General features: G+C 40.2%; 13 protein-coding genes. 5 read left to right on the top strand and 8 right to left on the bottom strand.

The window, feature by feature from the left end; genetic code table 11:
* Positions 1-42: 42 nt before the first annotated feature.
* Positions 43-1,329 carry an opine metallophore biosynthesis dehydrogenase gene (locus F0232_RS17130; protein WP_171388190.1) on the bottom strand — a complete coding sequence of 429 codons (1,287 nt, stop codon included), beginning with the start codon at positions 1,327-1,329 and terminating at the stop codon, positions 43-45.
* A gap of 467 nt (positions 1,330-1,796) precedes the next feature.
* On the opposite strand from F0232_RS17130, the gene tnaA reads away from it, so the two are divergent.
* Positions 1,797-3,212 carry a tryptophanase gene (gene tnaA, locus F0232_RS17125; RefSeq protein ID WP_171750945.1) on the top strand — a complete coding sequence of 472 codons (1,416 nt, stop codon included), beginning with the start codon at positions 1,797-1,799 and terminating at the stop codon, positions 3,210-3,212.
* Between the two features lie 68 nt (positions 3,213-3,280).
* On the opposite strand, the gene F0232_RS17120 is transcribed toward tnaA, so the two are convergent.
* The 4 genes from F0232_RS17120 to F0232_RS17105 all read right to left on the bottom strand — a co-directional run bounded on the left by F0232_RS17120 (position 3,281) and on the right by F0232_RS17105 (position 7,297).
* Positions 3,281-3,913 carry a winged helix-turn-helix domain-containing protein gene (locus tag F0232_RS17120; protein WP_171388191.1) on the bottom strand — a complete coding sequence of 211 codons (633 nt, stop codon included), beginning with the start codon at positions 3,911-3,913 and terminating at the stop codon, positions 3,281-3,283.
* Between the two features lie 115 nt (positions 3,914-4,028).
* Positions 4,029-4,205 carry a hypothetical protein gene (locus F0232_RS17115; RefSeq protein ID WP_171750932.1) on the bottom strand — a complete coding sequence of 59 codons (177 nt, stop codon included), beginning with the start codon at positions 4,203-4,205 and terminating at the stop codon, positions 4,029-4,031.
* 819 nt (positions 4,206-5,024) lie between these two features.
* The gene (locus F0232_RS17110) at positions 5,025-6,098 is read right to left on the bottom strand and encodes a ParB family protein (protein ID WP_105058899.1); all 1,074 of its coding nucleotides are present in this window, start codon (positions 6,096-6,098) and stop codon (positions 5,025-5,027) included.
* Complete coding sequence (locus tag F0232_RS17105; protein WP_108167740.1) at positions 6,098-7,297, bottom strand: ParA family protein; 1,200 nt, start codon at positions 7,295-7,297, stop codon at positions 6,098-6,100. The genes F0232_RS17110 and F0232_RS17105 overlap by 1 nt, the downstream gene beginning before the upstream one ends.
* A gap of 235 nt (positions 7,298-7,532) precedes the next feature.
* On the opposite strand from F0232_RS17105, the gene F0232_RS17100 reads away from it, so the two are divergent.
* From F0232_RS17100 to F0232_RS17085, 4 genes are all read left to right on the top strand, one after another.
* Positions 7,533-8,663 carry a carbohydrate porin gene (locus F0232_RS17100; protein WP_171750931.1) on the top strand — a complete coding sequence of 377 codons (1,131 nt, stop codon included), beginning with the start codon at positions 7,533-7,535 and terminating at the stop codon, positions 8,661-8,663.
* A gap of 161 nt (positions 8,664-8,824) precedes the next feature.
* Positions 8,825-10,081 carry a phosphoadenosine phosphosulfate reductase gene (locus F0232_RS17095; protein WP_171388193.1) on the top strand — a complete coding sequence of 419 codons (1,257 nt, stop codon included), beginning with the start codon at positions 8,825-8,827 and terminating at the stop codon, positions 10,079-10,081.
* A complete protein-coding gene (locus F0232_RS17090) occupies positions 10,071-10,709 on the top strand; it encodes a ParB/RepB/Spo0J family partition protein (protein WP_171388194.1) in 639 nt (212 codons plus the stop codon). The genes F0232_RS17095 and F0232_RS17090 overlap by 11 nt, the downstream gene beginning before the upstream one ends.
* A 220-nt stretch (positions 10,710-10,929) precedes the next feature.
* Positions 10,930-12,228, top strand: a complete 1,299-nt coding sequence (locus F0232_RS17085; RefSeq protein ID WP_171750930.1) for an aromatic amino acid transporter — start codon at positions 10,930-10,932, stop codon at positions 12,226-12,228.
* A 787-nt stretch (positions 12,229-13,015) separates the two neighbouring features.
* Here F0232_RS17085 and F0232_RS17080 read toward each other — a convergent pair.
* From F0232_RS17080 to F0232_RS17070, 3 genes are read right to left on the bottom strand one after another with little or no spacing between them, the layout of a single operon-like run.
* Positions 13,016-13,849 carry a DMT family transporter gene (locus F0232_RS17080; protein WP_171750929.1) on the bottom strand — a complete coding sequence of 278 codons (834 nt, stop codon included), beginning with the start codon at positions 13,847-13,849 and terminating at the stop codon, positions 13,016-13,018.
* Between the two features lie 10 nt (positions 13,850-13,859).
* Entirely contained in the window at positions 13,860-15,134 is a 1,275-nt protein-coding gene (locus tag F0232_RS17075) for an opine metallophore biosynthesis dehydrogenase (protein WP_171750928.1), read from the bottom strand.
* Positions 15,131-15,919 carry a nicotianamine synthase family protein gene (locus F0232_RS17070; protein ID WP_171750927.1) on the bottom strand — a complete coding sequence of 263 codons (789 nt, stop codon included), beginning with the start codon at positions 15,917-15,919 and terminating at the stop codon, positions 15,131-15,133. Before F0232_RS17070 ends, F0232_RS17075 begins: the two co-directional genes overlap by 4 nt.

Raw genomic sequence — 15,919 nt, 5'->3', positions numbered from 1 at the left:
GCTAAGCAAACACCTTCTATGCTTATAGTAATTAAGGATAATTTATTGGCTGATAGAAGGTGTCGCATAAACGTAGTATTCATAAGCGCGTTGTTTTAAGGCTTGGATTAATGTACTGGGTAGGTTTCTTTCTTTTACCCAAGATTCAAACACTTCTATTGATTGAAAGGTGATAGAAGAAACAAGGCTAGATTGTTGAACTAAGTGATTAAGCCAGTAAAGTGTCTGCAAATCTTCTAATGGTGCTCTAGGTAGTTGTAGTCGTCCTTGCCTAACCTTTCCCTTGAGATAAGGTTTAGCTGAAACCTCAAAAGTGTTTTTTTTTGTGTTGGATTCTGAAAAAGGGTCTGGGTCTATCAGTATTGTGCTATATCGGACATAGAGTAGGTACTCTTGCTCCATCTCACTAAGTTCATTGAAAGAATCTATTTTATTCCTTGGAATTGTAACCTCATGTATAGGGAAGTTTTCATCATTGAGCAACTGAAGCAAGTTGATTGGTTCCGCTGAGTAATGCTCTAGTAGTCGAGAAATTGATTTCCAATGATGTAGTAATTCTTTGATCAACCCCATGGTGATAGGGCCTTCGGGATAGAGCTTGTACATATATTTAATGTCTTCTTCGTTTGAAATAATATGATCTAAAGAAAACGTATTGATTAAAAAAGCAGGATGTACATAAGTTGCGATGTTTCTGCCTTCTACACTAAATGGGTTATCAAATAGGATGACTTGAACTTCAACTTTTTCTAAGGCGTTTCTTAAAGCATTAAACAATACCTCATTGGGTTCGGAGAGATAAATATACACCCTTTTTTTCACAGTTTTAGTCGTGACAGTAAGGGGGTGCTGTGTTGTTGGATTATATGAAAAATGAGACGTTGCAAAGTAGCTAGAAAAAAGAATGATATTTGGAGATGCCCCTTTCTTTTTTAACATCCCTTTTAGAATAAGACACCCACCGATCATGGATGACATAAGGATGATTTGCTTTAGATTTTTTAAGCAGAGTTCAGAAAAAGAAGCCAGCACATCACAATAAGCGTGAGCGGGAGTCGCTAGGACTAACGTATCCCAGGAAGAGGGAAGGGGAGATAAGTCTGTATAAAGCTCATCAAATTTAATAAGACCAACTAGTGGTGCTAATTGTGGATTACTTACTTCACAGTTAGCAACGTTTTCGTGCTGTCGCATTAGTCTTTTTCTATTCTCCCATTGATGAGAACTTTTGCTTATGAGAGCTATTTTTTTGCTAAAAGGAGAAAGAATCTGACTGGTTTGAATGCCGGCGGGTCCTGCGCCTACAACTAATGTATTGCCTAGAATCATAATAAAATCGCTATCTCTATTTTACCAGAAAGGTATCTTTATTTTCTTTATCAATACCATGATTTTCTATAGTAAAACTATAGAGAATATATCTTTTATTTAATTATTATTATTAATAAAAATTAATGACTTAGCTTTACTCTCCTTCTTGCCAATTGCGCGTGAATTTGAATATTTTCTTTCTTGGGAAAGCGCAATTTTTTGGCCTCTCCAGTTCCATTTTTTACTTAATATACCTTGTTTATTAATAGTTAATTTACGCTGAAATTAATATCCAAACCCATTTTTTGGGTTAATTTTAATGAGGTTGGATTGAGAAAAGCTAGAAGCGCCTTAATCCGTAATTAATCAGGGTGGAATGTACTGACTACAGAGTTTTAGTTATGCCTTCCCCAAGCACTCATTTAATAATAAAAATGTCTGGAGAAATACCTATGTCAGTAAGTAGCAATAATCAAGAACATCCGATGGATTCACACTATTTGCCGGAGCCTTATCGAATCAGGGTTATTGAACCAGTTAAAAGAACAACGGAGCGAGAACGAGAGCAGGCGCTGATGAAAGCAGGGTACAACCCTTTTTTATTAGAGAGTGACGATGTGTTTATCGATTTGCTGACTGATAGTGGTACAGGTGCAGTGACGCAAGCCATGCAGTCTGCAATGTTGAGAGGTGATGAGTCGTACAGTGGCAGTCGAAGCTACAGGACACTTAGTCAAGCGGTAAAAAATATTTTTGGTTATAATTTTACCATCCCCACACACCAAGGGCGGGGAGCTGAACAGCTATATGTCCCCGCTTTGATCAATAAATGTGAGCGAGATAAGGGGCTAGAACGAAACAAAATGGCTGCATTTTCAAATTACTTTTTTGATACCACACAAGGGCACACCCAACACAATAACTGTCGAGTGATCAATGTGCCTTTACCTGAAGCTTTTAATACTAAAATTAAAGCAGACTTTAAAGGTAACTTTGATTTGAAAGCGCTCGCAGCTGGAATCGAAGAGGTTGGAGCTAAAAACGTGCCTTATATTGTGAGCACGATTACTTGCAATTCTGCAGGTGGCCAGCCAGTCTCTATTGGAAATCTTAAGGCTGTTTATGAATTAGCGAAATCTTATGATATCCCTGTTGTTATGGATTGCGCCCGCTTTGCTGAGAATGCTTATTTTATTAAGCAGCGTGAAGTAGGCTATTCAGAGTGGAGTATTCAAGAGATCACTAGAGAAGTGTTTAAATATGCCGATATTTTTGCTATGTCAGCAAAAAAAGATGCAATGGTTCCTATTGGGGGGCTACTCGCTTTCAAAGACGATAGCTTCTTAGATGTGCAGTTGGAATGCAAAACGTTATGTGTGTTATTGGAGGGCTTTCCAACATATGGAGGCCTCGAAGGTGGGGCGATGGAACGTTTGGCTGTTGGGCTTTATGATGGAATGGAAGAAGACTGGTTAGCGTCACGCTTGCAGCAAGTCGAATATTTAGTTAATGGCTTAGAAGCGTTAGGGGTTCGTTGCCAGCAAGCGGGTGGGCATGCTGCCTTTGTTGATGCTGGTGCATTATTACCTAATATTTTACCAGAACAGTTTCCGGGACATGCTTTGTCTTGTGAGCTTTATAAGGTGGCAGGAATTCGAGGTGCAGAAATCGGTTCTTTATTACTAGGGTGTGATCCTGAAACAGGAAAGCAGCTTCCTTGCCCAGCTGAATTGTTTCGTTTAGCTATTCCCAGAGCAACCTATACACAGGCCCACCTTGATTACATTATTGCCGCTTTTAAAGAAGTAAAGAAACGTGCTTCATCGATTGCAGGTTTAAAGTTTACTTATGAGCCTAAGGTATTGAGACACTTTAACGCTACATTTGAACCTGCACTTTAAGTCGTGCCCCTTTGCATACAGCAAAGGGGCTGTTTCTCTTTTTCTGAAAAATTAAAGAGTAATGAGGGTTATGGGTTAGTGTGATAGCTTTCTAGGGGCTGATAAACTAAGTTGTTTTGAGAGGCTAAGATGATGAATTTAAGTTCATCTTTTTTAGCTAGGCAGATTTGGCTCGATTGCTTATTGACGTTGACGTTGACGATGTCAAATGTGTGCCAAAAGTAGAAATAGCTGATTATTAGTACAGAGAGGGTAGTAGAAGATAAGACCACAAGAGCCCATTGATAGAGTCTTAGGTAGTTATTGGATGTTCTTTTGAAATGGTTAGAATGAAGTGATTTTATCGGTTTGGGTGGGTCTAGAGAAGTTTCAAACTCAGGGATATGGAGCTTGTAACCTTTTCTTGGAACATTAACGATCTTTATACTATCAAGTTCTAATACTTTTCTGAGGTTGGTAATAGCGACTGGCAAAGAGTTAGGGCCGATGATATCCGGGTTACCCCATGCAGCAATGACTAACTCTTCTTTAGTCGAGATAGATTCTTCTTTTTGGATCAGAGTTTCTAATATGCAGCTTTCAGGCAGGGTGATTGAAAATGATTTTTGATTACTGAGAATGAGTTGAGCCCCCGATTCGTCTCTTTGCAATACGCAATTACCTATAGGTAGTTTTACGTTGTCCAATTGTGCTCTTAACATAGCATTTCTCCATATTCTTAGGGGGGGTTATTAGGTTATATCTAGACTTAATATAATGGTTCATATTTTGAATTGAAGTGTGAGTTTTTTAAAAAATGAAATTGTGCCACCAATTTCATATTAAGCTAAAGGTGAGATCTTTACCTCTTTTTTCTTCTAAGTAGATTTGCATCCAACGCCAGTCTTTATCCTTACAGGCTTTAAAGGTGCAATGAACATTTTTGCCCTCAACGATATCATTGTCGCAGAAGTCGATAAATGATTGGAAAGAACGGCATATAAGTGTCTCCATACCCCAAAACTCCTTTTGAGAATGTATTCATATCGTACCCTTTCAATTTATAGTTATACATTCTGAATTTTTAATAAAAAATGATTATTAATAAACGTGTTTAACCATTAGTTTTTACTGATTTATATTATTTATAGATAAACCAGTATAATAACATTAACTTATACGTTATTAGCTGGGTGAGTATATGAAATTATAAATTCTTTATTTATATAGGATAGAATCCTTCAAAAGAGCAGTCCTTATGAGGTCATGGTTTTTTTAGTGTAGTAGGAAATAAAAGGAGGGTGAGAATACTAGAAAATAATCAGTTGTTGATGTTTGTTACGGTGGTTTTTCTTTACGCCTTCCAGCTATGCTTTATAGTGTCGCTCAGACGGTTTTGCTACGGTTTTTAGTCACTTCCCTCGTAAAATCTTTTGGGATAGCGTGTTTGTCGATGTTCTCAACCCGAAAGTAGCATTATTTTGCTTTTCTTCCCCAGTTTGTAGCGCAAGAATCGGAAATATAGATTGTTTTAGGGTGGGATTAACTCAAGGTCTTTGAGTTCATTTATTAGCCATAAATTAATGGTTTTTTTGTCAGGTTTTAACCACCATTTAAACGTTGGCTCACCTCGAGTCAAGCACTCTGCACTTAGCCAATTTTTTTGGATATAGAGGATGAAGTCATGCTAAGTCTAATAATGAAGTTCCCCAAACCTATTTTGTTATTAATGGCTTAGTCGTGTTACTTGTAGTCATCCTATTTTTTTGTAGGATTCTAGTGATTATAGAGAAGGAGAAAGGCTCCGAGGAAATAGAGCCTTTTTTGAGAGGGTTACTGATGTTTACCTAGTATTGATTGGATAGCTTCATCAAGTTCAGCTTGAACATCCTTGGATAATCGCCCAAATTCATACGAGAAGTTACGGCCTTTCACTCTTTTACGTGCGAACATACCTTTGCTGTCGAATTCAGCTAACAAAGTCACGGTAGCTTTGTCTGATTGTTGTTTGGTTTCAACAATCTTTAACTCAGTTTTAATGCAAGTAATCAGCTCGTCTTTGGCGTCTTCTTGGCTCTGCTCAGGCTGAGCATTGACAGCTTTACTGGTTATTTTTTTTATGAAATTACTCAAAGCTTTATTATCATTGGTAAAGGCTTTCATCACTTTAGCTAGCAGTGAATAATCAGTATGAGACAAGTCGTTAACGACAGGGAATAGTGCAATCAATTTACTGTCAATACTGGCTGCTTTTAGCGCTCGACCTACTGCTTGGCGGCTTATATTTAAGATTTTTGCCGTATCCTCTTGAGTGAGTTCGCCGTTCTTCATGAGAGTTTGACACTGTAATCCAATTTCGCGCTGGTTGTGCTCTTTTGCGGTTTGCAACTGTTTTGCTAGTGCTTTGGCATCGGCAGTAGACAGTTCGTCTTGGGTGACGAGAATTCGAAATGTTTTTACGCGGCCTTCTTGAAATAAGAACCAAGCACGGCGGCGAGAGCCATCAAGCACATCGATACGACCATCTATTTCGCGACCAACAGCAGGGTAAAACTGTTGAAACTCTAACGAGTTTAAATCTTCCAATGACTCTTTGGTTAGCAAAGATTGGTCACGGCCATTAACATCAAAAGTCACAAAAGAGTTCTGCTTAACCTGATCGTGTGACAATGTCACTTCGTTAAAGGTCGCTGTTGAACCAGAAGCTAGTTGCCAAACCATTTTTTGGCCAACGGACTCTAATCCGAATGTCGCTCTAAGGTAATCTTCAGCGTTTTGTCCACTTTTTTCTAGCTCAGTGCTGAGTTGATTTGTGAGTGTGTCTAAATTAGCTTTGGCCGCGGACTGTTGTGCTTGCGCTGAACCAGGAGCATTGCCTAGAGGGCTACCGCCACGTTTTTTCGCCATTATTTGTTCTCCTGTTCACGCCAAACGTTGAGAAGATCGCGCAAGATCTGGCTTGTCACTTCATAGCTGTTTTGTTGCGCGCTTTGGAAGGTTGCTTTGCTTTTCGGGTATTCACTTTTGGACAGGTCAAACACGGTCGAGAGTAGGGAAGATGACTGGCGGACAGCTTCGCTGTGCTTAAACTCTTTAGAGTACAAGTAAGGAGAGAACTGATCGTACAGGTTATTCATTAATTCGGTCGTGGTTGAGCTATCACGATGGTTAGTAAGTAGTATTTTCATGAAGTCGTAGCCTTCATGGTTTGCGTTCTCTAACAGCGCCCACACTTGTGGAATGTAACTGAAGTAAGAGCAGGTAGCATCAATGTCATTCTCTGTAATCGACAAAGGGAACACTACATTCGTTGCGGCAAAATACGCGTTAAAGGTCGCATAGCCGAGCGAAGGTGGGGTATCGATAATGATGATATCGAACTCGTCTTTAACGTTATCTATGATGTCTTTTAGTAGTGAATAAGGTGAAGCTAAGGTTTGGCCGAACACTTGCTCATGAAACCAACCTTCCATCGCCCGATCACTTTGTGCTGCAGGTAAAATGCGTAAGTTTGGGATAGTCGTTTCAAGAAAGGCTTCAGAGATAACTTGTTCAACGGTTTCACCTTCATCAAGATCGAAGGTTTTCATCATCAGATCACCAACAGACAAGTTACCTTCTTGCTCGGCTTCGGGGGCGTAATACATTGAAAGTGTGGCTTGGCCATCCATATCTATTAAACCAATACGGTACTCTTGGTGAAACTCGGTCGCTAAACCTGATGCGATAGTTGCGGCAGAAACGGTTTTGCCAACCCCGCCTTTTTGGTTCTGGATAACCATCACTTGCGTTTTTTGCTGCTCACTGCGTATAAACTTATCGTCTTTACGTAGATTATTTGGCAGTAGGTTACGTACCTTGTACATTTCCGCGATATCGATCGACCATTGGGAGTCTTCATGACGACGAGGATCTATCTCAGCGGCAGTAACGTACCGATCAAGCGTTTTTGCATCAATGCCAAGGTAGGTTGATGCCTCTGCTCGGGTGAAGTTACGCAACTCTTTGCGGTGATTAGCCAGTAAACGTTGATTGCGACGTTGAATATAAGCGTCTGCACCGGTTTTAAGCGCTTGAAACGTGGTTGTAGTGTGTTGGTTTTCCATTTCTGCCTCCATATAGGAATGAGAAATAGTATATACCTCATTTTTTGATGTTGGTATCTAAAATTGAGGGATTTTTTATTTTAACAAATATTATGACAAATCAATAAAGCAGAACACTTAAATTATTTATTAATTACAAGTATTCATTTTCCAAATCCGTATTAATAATCAACTGAATAACAATAAAGTTGAGCTGAGTCGTACAACCCCATGACAACAACAGGAAGTTATTGATATGAGAGAAAAAGTCCCATTTACGGAGAAAGCCAAGCGTTTTTGGTTAACGCTTGTCGGTGCTGGCGTTTTTATCACACCAACGTGGACGAGTGCTGCTGAAGAGAAGGCTCTAAAGGGTGCGGTGGATTACTATGTGTTTGGTTTAACGTCGAGTGAAAACTTGTCGGATCAGGAGAGCAGCGCAGCGGCTGGCATAGCACGCATTACATTAAATTGGCTTGCATATCAAAAAGAGAGTGATACTGGAGCTTTGCAGCTGAGGGTCGATCATAAGCACGGTTATACAGATAGTACGCCCTCTGAGTTTGTCATGGATAATGTCGGAGGGTTTGGTTTAATCCAACCCGCTTTTAGTGATATAGGTTTAAGGTTAACGAATCTTTATTGGACACAAACCTTTAATAAACAATCTACCGATATGATGGTTGGTTTTTTAGATACGACTGATTATGTTGATACTTATCAGTTGGGTAACCCTTACTATGGTTTTTCTAACTTACAGTTTAGTACCGGTTCCGGTTCCATCCCAATCCCAGATGAATCAACATTCGGCGGCGTTCTACGCCATATGATGTCGGAAAATTATTATTTTTATGCAAGTTTCTCTGATGCAAAAGCTGATTCGACTAAGCCTTTCGATGGTGTTGAACAGTTCATTAATGATAATCAATACTTTAAGTCCCTAGAAATAGGTTGGGTGGAGTCGAAAGACGATTTTTATTTGAAGAATTCACACCTAACCGTTTGGCACAGCGATGGGCGAAAAGAGCAAGCTAGCGAAAACTATGGCGCAAATTGGTCGTCCATATATAAAACGGGCTCATGGATACCATTTTTCAGAGCCGGTGTCGCGCAAGGACCTGAGGCTCTATACAAATCTTCTGTCGTGTTGGGCTCCGGATATAGTGGGGTAGGGCCTGGTCTGCTTGGTGTTGCTGTTGGTTGGGCTAAACCGAATAGCCCTAGGGTAGTGGACGAATCTTATAACTCAGAAATTTATTACCGAATCAATTGGGGGCCGATTTCCCTAACCCCTAATGTGCAATATCTTTATTCTTTACCGAATAACTCAAAAGCTGATGACAGCTGGGTTGTTGGTTTAAGAGGTAATATTCACTTCAGTTTTTAATGTAAGCCAAGCCGTTCTTACCTAAATCACAACGGGAGAGCGGCTCTTTACGATGAGGCTTCAAATCTGTACCTAGAAATTAAATTAATTACCAATAATTAATTTATAAAAGACACGGGATTTATATATTTTTATTTGAATATTAATAAATTGGCGGACCTATGATTACCAAGGGTAGAAGAAAAGGTTCCTTCTCTCGAGACAAGATTCAGCTGGATTACAATGTGCTCGAAGGAGCGCGCCAAAGAATATTGTACCTTCTCGATAACTTTAGCCACTTTTATGTCTCGTTTTCCGGTGGGAAAGATTCTGGTGTTCTTTTGAATTTAACTATCCAAGAATCAAAAAAACGTGGTCGATTACCTGTTGATGTACTCATTGTCGATTTCGAAGCCCAATACCATGAAACTCATGCTTTTATTGAGCGTATGGTACTTCGTGGTGAAGTAAATCCATACTGGGTTTGTTTACCGCTGAGCTTAAGAAATTCAATTTCACAATTTCAGCCTAAATGGCTTTGTTGGGATCCTGATAAGGAAGCGCAATGGGTCAGAGAGATACCACAACATGAAGGCGTGATTTCCGATCTGGAGTATTTCCCGTTTTTTAAAAAAGGTATGGAGTTTGAGGATTTCGTCTTTAAATTTGCTCGTTGGTACCAACAAAAGAAAGACTCGCCAATTGCTGTGCTCATTGGTATACGAGCGGATGAGTCTTTACATCGTTTTAAAACCATTAAAAATCGCGCCAAAAAGAAATTAGATGATAAATATTGGACGACTCAAATGCAGAGCGATGTCTACATGGCTTACCCTCTTTATGATTGGAGAACTCCAGATATTTGGATCGCTAACTCGCGCTTCAATTGGGATTACAACTGTATTTACGACTTAATGCATAAGGCTGGCGTTCCTCTTTCACAGCAACGGCTTTGCCAACCTTTTGGGGATGAGCAAAGAAAAGGGCTTTGGTTATATCAAATTTTGGAGCCTCATACCTGGCAAAAATTAGTAGCCAGAGTTGAAGGCTGTAACTTTGGCGCTCGGTATTCAAAAAATCAGGGCCGTATCCTTGGTTATTATCGCTTTGAATTACCACCGGGGCTTAGCTACCGGCAATACAGTAAATACCTTCTAAAAACTATGCCGCCACATGTTGAACAACACTATCGTGATCGAATTTTTAAATTCTTACAATGGTGGCGTAAAAACGGTCCTCAAAAAGGAGTGACCTGCATCCCCGATTACGCAGAGAGTAAATTGGAATCTAGGAAGCAAGTTCCTAGTTGGAGAAGAATTTGTAAAGTACTGATTAAAAATGATTATTGGTGCCGAGGACTCTCTTTTGGGTACAACAAGTCCTTAGCAAAGCAATACCATGCCCTCTATGGAGAAGAGAGTAATACTAATGAAAAGTGAGCCTATTCTAGCTTATCAGCATCGTCCCAAGAAGCCTTTGAAATCTATCAATCACTCGAACAAACAAGTAATTGATAAGGTAGCAATTTACAATAAAGCCGCCAAAGTACTCATCGAGCTTATTCCTGATTTACCGCCGGCTTGTCATGTTGAAATGCTTCCACTTGATGAAATAGAAGCTAACCAATACAACCCGAATAAAATGGCGCCTCCAGAAAGTAACCTCCTAAAAACGTCGATGGAGAAAAATGGCGTAACTATGCCTATTTTGGTCAATCGTTTAAAGAATGCAGCGAAAAAATACGTCGTTATCGATGGCTTCCATCGTTATCAATTACTGTTAAATAACCCAGAGTTACAAGCCTTAAAAGGTTATATCCCCGCAGTGGTACTTAATTTACCTGAAGAAAAGTGTATGTCGGCATCTGTTCGTCATAACCTTGCGCGAGGCTCCCATCAAGTAGAGCTCACTGCAGACCTTATCATTCAGCTTAAAGAAATGGGTTGGACGAATAACAAAATTTGTTACGAACTAGGGATGGACCAAGATGAGGTTTTACGATTGCAGCAGGTCACAGGCCTTGCAGCAGCCTTTAAAGATCAGGATTTCTCCCGCTCATGGGAATAATCCTTTAGTAAGATGAAAACCAAGACGAAATTTATTCTGTTTAAGTCTGATTATGTGCCTAATTTAGTCTGTAATTATTATTTTTTTCTAAGATTTAAGCGCTAGAGTCCAGATTCTAGCGCTTTTTTATAGTCATCCCTCAGAAGAAGAAATTAGATAGAACGGATGGGGTGGTGATCATACATAAAAGCAATGTCGGACTAATGAAAGGTAACCACTTATGGATAGTACAAAACAGGTTATGGACAGTGCAAAACCAGCAATAACAACCAAGCCGCCCTCACTTATTGGAGGTGCTTGCATCGTCGCATGTATTTGCGTTGGTGCTGGTATGCTTGGGCTCCCAGCTGCTGGGGCTGGAGTTTGGACCATCGGGGCTTTAATGGCTTTGGTTTTCACCATGATTATCATGACAACCAGTGGTTGTTTATTGCTCGAAGTTTTAAAAGATTACCCTTACCGGTCATCTTTCTCTTCCATAACGAAAGATTTGTTAGGTAAAGAGGTTAATTTCTTTAATAACCTAATGATTTACTTTGTTGGGGGGATCTTGCTGTATGCCTATATCACCTCTTCAGGGCTAATTTTGAATGAATATTTTGGTATTGCCCCCCAACTAGCCTCCATCCTTTTCGTTTTTATCTTTTCCGGGCTAGTTTGGCATTCAACAAAAATGGTCGACCGTATTTCGATTGTGCTAATGCTTTTTATGATCTTTAGCTTTAGCTTTGGCACCGTAGGCCTTTGGTTTAATGTTAATCTCAGTACTTTGCTTGATACTGCTCATTTGAAATTTGAGTATGCGCAATACGTTTGGGTCTTTTTCCCCATTGCCTTGACTGCGTTTGGGTACCACCATTGCGTCTCAACATTAAGAGATTACTACCGTGAGGAAAGGCTCGCACAAAAAGCCATCATGGGTGGAACGTTCATCGCTCTTTTTACTTACACCGTTTGGTTAATGAGTATTTATGGGAACTTACCAAGAGTAAGTTTCGGACCTATCATTGCCGAAGGTGGCAATATAGATACCTTACTCATTAGCTTAAAAGCAGTATTAGCAGAAGAGACGTTATCAAATGTCATTAGCGCTTTTTCCGCGGCCGCTATTTTGTCGAGTTTTATAGGAGTTGGCTTGGGGGTATTCGATTTTTTAGCTGATTTATTCCAATTTGATGCCACTTCGAAAGGCAGAACCAAAACTTGGGCGGTCACATTTATTCCGCCGTTGATTTTCTCTCTTCTCTTTCCTTTCGGTTTTCTTGCTGCAATTGGTTATGCGGCATCGGCCGCTGCAATTTGGGCATGTATAGTACCGGCCTTGTTAGCAAGGAAATCGAGGCTGCAAGTAACCTCTCACAATTTTGAGGAGAATGAAGAAGGTCATAAAAAATCAAAGCCTTACCAAGTACCGGGAGGAGAGTTGGTGTTGGTTGGTGTATTTATTTACGGTGTGGGCATCATTGTGATCAATATATTAGTTATGTTCGAAGCACTGCCCGTTTTTGAGGGAGTTTAACCTTAATTACTTAAGTGGCACACCGTGTCACTTAAGTACCCGCATTAAAACTGGTTTTGTTGCGTCATTCATTGAAACTAAATTCAGAACCTACGATCTGCTCAGCTACATTCACTCTCTCTCGTAGCCTTATTCCTAAAATTCTTCAAAAAACAACTAATTGGGATCAATATAACTAATCACTCATTAACCGTGGTTCTCTGACCTTTTAGATTGATGAAGATGCAGTATGGCTGGGCGCAAAGCAAGTTGTAACATATATCCGAACGCTTTCTAGGTCATCTGTGCGACCTGCGCCATGATGTATTCCGCTCCTTAGTGTCTATTCAAAGCCACGGTTTCAATGAACTTGTTACGTAATAAGATTGTCGTAAGGGTAGTTCATCGTTTTTCATCAGCTATTGTACTCAGTTGCGTATTCAATAAGTACCTTTTCAATTACATAGGCTTGAAAGGCGATTAACGTCGTATTCACAATCAGTGACTAAAACATGCCGAAAACTGCTGACCATTCTGAAATTTTTTCACCAGAACTAATTTCACTAACAATCGAAGCAGTTAAGATCGGGTCAAAGCTGGGGATATTCTTAATCGCCTTGTCACTCGGACTCTGTTGGCTCAGGTGTAGTGATGCACTGAATTTTGCCGCTAATGTTGATAAAGTCACAGTATAAGGTTTGCAGTAAGTTTCTCATTACGTGGGATAACTCAGTTAAATCAACCACCACGAAGGTTTATCTATTTGGGCTTGTTTTATATACAAGGAGCCATTAATTATTAAAGTGAGCTATTGTTTCTTCAAAGAAAGGTATATACATGCGAATACAATAGTGATGCTGCCTAATGCCGTCATCCAGCCTGGAATCTCATGCCAAAAAATAACCCCCCAAAGTAAGTTGAAGACCAGACCGATATAGCGGGTGACTGCAACCACTCCAGCATTTTCATGACTGAATGCTTTTGTTAAAAAAACTTGCCCAATCAGTGATACAACACCAATGGCAATCAGATAAATCCAGGTAAGGCCCTGTGGTATCACAAACTCATCTTTCATTAAGTAACCTGATACCAGCATAGCAGTGAAAAGAAAGTAGAAAACAATCTCGTAAATATGGTGGGTCTTGCTTAGGTGGCGAATAGTAATAGAGGCTGCCGCTGCGAAAAAAGCACTTGCTATCCCTGCTAGTGCGTAGAGGTTAAACGTGTCAAAGTTAAAAGGATTAACAATTAAAGCGACTCCGACTAAAACGAGAGGCAAAAGGAGCGCCGCTTTTCTAGGCAGCTTTTCGCCTAGAATCAGGCTGGAAAGCAATATAACGAAGAACGGGGACAGGTAAGCCAAAATGATGGCATCCGTTAGAGGCATGTGGGCAATGGTGTATACAAAAGCCAGCAGATAAAACGCCCCAAACAGACCTCGGAGCAGAAGCAATGGAATACCCGTGGTAGAAAACCTGATATTTGTTTGCCACATTAACCACGAAATCAGAACCGTTCCTATGGCGCTTCGAAAGAAGACAATTTCAGAGCTAGGAATCGTTAAGCTGGCCGCTTTAATAAGTGCGTTCATAACACTAAAAATAAAAGCAGAAAATATAGCTAACGTTACACCGTTACTCATGAGTCTCTCTCTAAAGCTCGTTTGCTCGGCGTACCCACTCGAGGTATTTTTGCGCTTGAGTGTGACATTCTTCAATCAAGAGGTTAGGGAGTTGAGACTCTCTTAACCAAGATTCGAACATGCCTAATACACGGTTGATGCTCGGTAATGCAATCCCATGTTCTATACCCAATACTTGAAGCCAGTAAAGAGTCTGTATATCTTCTCTGGGTATTCGAGGTAAATACAATTCGCCTTCCTCTACCTTGCCTTTGGTGTAGGGCACGGCAGAGAAGTCGAAGTAGCATCCATTGGTATCCGGTTTAGAAAAAGGATCTATCAGAATCGCACTATATCGTACGTAAACTAAATATTCCTGCTCTATTGGTGTGAGCGACATGAATTGTTTAATTTGACTACGATGGATGGTTTCTGGATGCACAGGGTAGTTGTCATCATTGAGAAATTGTAACAAATTAAATGGTGTTCCGTTAAAGTGCAGCATCAATCTTGATATATCGCGCCATAGTTCAACCAAAGTGTGAATGGTTTCGGTTGTGATCGGCCCCTCAGGGAAAAGTTTGTACATGTACTTAACTTCTCTCGTCTCACTTAAGATATGATTGAGCGAGAATGGTGTAATGAAAAATGCGGGGTGAACGAAAGAGGTAATGTTTCGTCCCTCGACGCTAAATCCATTTTCCAACTCGACAACTGCGACACTGACATCTGCTAAAGTTTGAGCCAACAGATTCAGGACTGCACATTCAGCTTGACTGGAGTATGCATAAATACGTTTTTTTACTGCTTTTGTAATGACACGAACCCCAGCTTGTCCAGTTATGAATTTAGTGGCTGCAAAGTAATTGGAAAACACTAGCACATTAGGGGCTAAACTCAGCTCTGCAAAAATACCTTTTACAAGCTGGTGCCCTCCAAATAAGGATGAAATGAGAACCACTATTTTTATAGTGCTTAAACAAGATTTGGGTAAAGCTACCAGAACATCTGCATAAGCATGAGATGGTGTAACTATAACTAATGTATCCCATTCTCCACCTACTGCTCGTAAATCTTCAAAAATAGCATCAAATATCACTTGTCCAGCCAGTGGCTCCAAAGAGGGTTTTGCAGCAATAACATGTGCAATACTTTCGTTGTGTAAACTTTCGAACATGGCTTTCCAGCGCTCGGATGAGCGGTTTACTAACCCTAATTGTTCGCACTGGTTTTTAATGATTTTTGCTGTCTGAAATGCGGCTGGACCTGTGCCTACGATTAATACTTTTCCTAATGAAGCCGTCATTCTGCTCGCTCCATCAAAACGGTATCATATATAGCTGTATCGTTTGGGATCAGTTTTGTTCCCCATCCTTCAATGAGGTTAGGGTTAAAAGGGTAATTGAATGCGGATTTCAAACCGTTGCCAAACCGGACTAAGATACGGTGAGAGCGGTTAAGGTGGGGTTGAAGTTGCTTAAGTAGTTCCCATTTGTGTTCTACTAAAGATGCGATTACGACATGGGTTGGTCGAAAAGAGACGAACTCAGTAATTAGATCTTTGCAGCTAAAAGTGGTCGACAAGTGAGATAAGTCTAGTTGATTCGCCATCGTCACTGCTTGCTCATCAATATCGAGGCCATGAACTACAGCACCGGTAAACTGAGATATAGTGAATGCAGAAATCGGATACGAACCAGAGCCGATAAACAGCACTCGTGAGTTGTTTCCAATCCCTGCGTTCTTTAGTTCAATTTTGGTGTTTTCAGACAGTTGGTATAAATATTCACTGAGATTGAGCTGATGCTCTCTGGCACATTGGGATTGATGCTTCTCCAACATACACAAGGCTTTTATGGTAGTTTCACGAAGTTGTTTAATTCGACGGTCATGCTCAGGGGTAACCTCCAACTCTTTGCTAATGGCCTGAGGGTTTTCTTGCAAAATCCAAGAAGATAATTCATCCAGCTTCTCCTGCAAAAGGGCAAAACACTCACAATTTTCAAGACTGTAGTGCGTCAGAGCTTGGATCTGAGATTCAAATGTAGATATAGCGATTAATAATTGATAATGCCTGTTATTCATTGTCAT

This window comes from Vibrio sp. T3Y01, from assembly GCF_013114525.1.
Classification (GTDB): domain Bacteria; phylum Pseudomonadota; class Gammaproteobacteria; order Enterobacterales; family Vibrionaceae; genus Vibrio; species Vibrio chagasii_B.
The sequence above is the reverse complement of the archived record's forward strand: the minus strand, read 5'-3'. Positions and strand labels throughout refer to the sequence as shown.

Coding starts and splice junctions, on each gene's coding strand:
- F0232_RS17085 (WP_171750930.1), top strand. CDS start 10,930: ATGGATAGTACAAAACAGGTTATGGACAGTGCAAAACCAGCAATAACA.
- F0232_RS17115 (WP_171750932.1), bottom strand. CDS start 4,205: ATGGAGACACTTATATGCCGTTCTTTCCAATCATTTATCGACTTCTGC.
- F0232_RS17120 (WP_171388191.1), bottom strand. CDS start 3,913: ATGTTAAGAGCACAATTGGACAACGTAAAACTACCTATAGGTAATTGC.
- F0232_RS17110 (WP_105058899.1), bottom strand. CDS start 6,098: ATGGCGAAAAAACGTGGCGGTAGCCCTCTAGGCAATGCTCCTGGTTCA.
- F0232_RS17095 (WP_171388193.1), top strand. CDS start 8,825: ATGATTACCAAGGGTAGAAGAAAAGGTTCCTTCTCTCGAGACAAGATT.
- F0232_RS17130 (WP_171388190.1), bottom strand. CDS start 1,329: ATGATTCTAGGCAATACATTAGTTGTAGGCGCAGGACCCGCCGGCATT.
- F0232_RS17105 (WP_108167740.1), bottom strand. CDS start 7,297: ATGGAAAACCAACACACTACAACCACGTTTCAAGCGCTTAAAACCGGT.
- F0232_RS17090 (WP_171388194.1), top strand. CDS start 10,071: ATGAAAAGTGAGCCTATTCTAGCTTATCAGCATCGTCCCAAGAAGCCT.
- F0232_RS17075 (WP_171750928.1), bottom strand. CDS start 15,134: ATGACGGCTTCATTAGGAAAAGTATTAATCGTAGGCACAGGTCCAGCC.
- tnaA (WP_171750945.1), top strand. CDS start 1,797: ATGGATTCACACTATTTGCCGGAGCCTTATCGAATCAGGGTTATTGAA.
- F0232_RS17080 (WP_171750929.1), bottom strand. CDS start 13,849: ATGAGTAACGGTGTAACGTTAGCTATATTTTCTGCTTTTATTTTTAGT.
- F0232_RS17070 (WP_171750927.1), bottom strand. CDS start 15,919: ATGACAATGAATAACAGGCATTATCAATTATTAATCGCTATATCTACA.
- F0232_RS17100 (WP_171750931.1), top strand. CDS start 7,533: ATGAGAGAAAAAGTCCCATTTACGGAGAAAGCCAAGCGTTTTTGGTTA.